Origin of the sequence: Streptomyces torulosus (assembly GCF_001419765.1) — a bacterium.
GTDB classification, from domain to species: Bacteria; Actinomycetota; Actinomycetes; order Streptomycetales; family Streptomycetaceae; genus Streptomyces; species Streptomyces torulosus.
Map to the genome: position 1 here is coordinate 1 of NZ_LIRK01000463.1, position 2,294 is coordinate 2,294.

Annotated in this window: 2 protein-coding genes; both read right to left on the bottom strand. The window is 72.4% G+C overall.

The window, feature by feature from the left end; translation table 11 throughout:
• Positions 1-334 precede the first annotated feature (334 nt).
• Positions 335-1,192 (bottom strand): SMP-30/gluconolactonase/LRE family protein, encoded by an 858-nt coding sequence (locus AOK23_RS29380; protein WP_055715625.1) that lies wholly within the window; start codon positions 1,190-1,192, stop codon positions 335-337.
• Positions 1,189-1,962 carry an IclR family transcriptional regulator gene (locus AOK23_RS29385; protein WP_055715626.1) on the bottom strand — a complete coding sequence of 258 codons (774 nt, stop codon included), beginning with the start codon at positions 1,960-1,962 and terminating at the stop codon, positions 1,189-1,191. The genes AOK23_RS29380 and AOK23_RS29385 overlap by 4 nt, the downstream gene beginning before the upstream one ends.
• Positions 1,963-2,294: the final 332 nt, after the last annotated feature.

The following is a 2,294-nucleotide window of genomic DNA, read 5'->3' on the forward strand; positions in this document are numbered from 1 at the left end:
GCGCCCGGCCAGACCGGATCGGCAGGCTCGGCGGCTCCCGTCGCCCCCGCGGACCCGGCGGCCTCCGCCACCGAGAGCAGCGTGTCCGCGCACGAGTGGCGGCCCGCCGGCCCACCGAGGTACGGGTGGGCCGACGGGCCGTCTACGGACGTGCGGTGCCGACGGGCCGTCTAGTGCTGTGACCGGAAAGGTTCACCGGCTCGCGACGCCCGGCACGGCACCTCGCGGCGTTGTCGCATGACCCGAGTACATCCAGTACGCGGGTCATGCTCCGCCTTGCGAGGCACCGCACCGGACGCCGCGAGCTTTCCGGCAAACCTTTCCGGTCACAGCACTAGCCGGCGAACGCGGGCTGCGCGAGGCCCTTGCCCGCGCCCGGCACCACCAGCAGCGAACCCGACAGCGGATGCGGGGTGTCGGTGCCGACCCGGGCCGTGGTGATGTACAGGTCGGTCAGGTCGGCGCCGCCGAACGCGCAGGCCGTGGGGCGGGGCGTGGGCAGTCGGACGACCCGGTCCAGTTCGCCGGAGGGGGTGTAGCGGCGGACGGCGCCGCCCTCCCACAGGGCGACCCAGACACAGCCCTCGGCGTCGACGGTGAGACCGTCGGGGAAGCCGGCGCCGTCCTCGATGGTGACGAACGGCCGCCGGTCGACGGGGAGCCGGACGCCGTCGGTCTCCGCGTAGTCGAAGACGTCGATGCGCCGGGTCGGCGAGTCGATGTAGTACATCAGCTGCCCGTCCGGGCTCCAGCCGGTGCCGTTGCTGACGGCGACGTCGTCGAGGACGGCCTGCGCGAGGCCGTCGGCGGTGAACCGGGCGAGGGTGCCGCCGCCCGGGGCCTCGTCGTAGCGCATGGTGCCGGCGAAGAGGGAGCCGTCGGGGGCCACGGCGGCGTCGTTGGCCCGGCGGCCGGGGACCGGCTCGTGGTGCAGCCAGCGGAAGCCGCCGTCGGCGTCGCGCAGCCCGACACCGTCCCGCAGGTTCAGGACGAGGCCGCCGCCGACGCGGGGCTTGGCCGCGCCGACGTGCTGCTCGGTGACGAGGATGGTGCGGCGGCCGGAGGCCGGGTCGTAGGTGTAGACCCGGGAGCGGAGGATGTCGATCCAGATCAGCCGCTGGGCGTCGGTATCCCAGGTGGGACCCTCGCCGAGGGTCGCGTACTCGCGTACGGCGACGTCGTACGTGCTCATGCCACGCTCCGGTGTCCGAGGCGCTCGGAGAGTTCCGCGGCGCCCTTGGCGGCGAGCTGCTCCAGCTCGCCACGGCGGTCCTCGCTCCAGCGGATCATGGGGACCGAGATGGAGATCGCGGCGACGACCTTGCCCGTGCGATCGCGGACCGGGGCGGCCACGCAGGAGACGTCGGGGTTGGACTCGCGGTTCTCCACGGCGAGACCCCGCTCACGGATCCGGGCCAGGGTCTCGCGCAGCACGCCCGGGTCGGTGATGCTGTTGGGCGTCATGGCGACCAGGTCGGCGTCGTCCGGGATCCGGGCGTTCAGCTCGGCCTCGGGAAGGGAGGCGAGGAGCATCTTGCCGACGGAGGTGCAGTGTGCCGGAAGGCGACGGCCTGCGGCGGACACCATACGCACGGCGTGCGTGGAGTCGACCTTGGCGATGTAGATGACGTCCGTGTACTCCAGGATCGCCACGTGCACCGTCTCGTCGCAGGTCTCGGCGACGGTACGGGCGACCTGCTGGCCCTCGGCGGCCAGGTCCAGCTGCTCGGCGTAACGGCTGCCGAGCTGGTACGGACGGACACCGAGGCGGTAACGTCCCGGCTGGCCCGCCACGGGCACGATGTAGCCACGGGCGGCGAGCGTGGTGACCAGCTCGTGGACGGTGGTGCGCGGCAGCTGGAGCTTGCGCACGATGTCGGGGGCGGAGAGCGTGCCGTCCCCGTCCAGGAAGAGCTCCAATATGTCGAGCGCCCGGGTCACGGCAGGTACTAGGCGTCCCACGGTCGGCCCCCTCCCTTGTTTCTTCGTTCTCAGTAGCGGCTGTGTTCGAAATTTCAACAGTCGATCGGCATGACGAACACAGGCTAATCAACGGGATGCGGGCGGGCAATGGCCGAGAACGCCCCGTGTTTCCCGGCATGTGGGTGAGGGCAGCCCCTTTCCACACGAAAGGGGACGGGGGCGGACGATGACGGAAGCGGGCAGAGCGGCGGGATTCCTGCTCGGTGGCCTGGTCGGCCTGGCGGTCGGGGTGGGACTCGTCGGCGGGGCCTGGCTGATCACGGGGGACGACGGGGACGCGGCCCCGGGGGCGGCGGCCGGCCTGGGCGGGG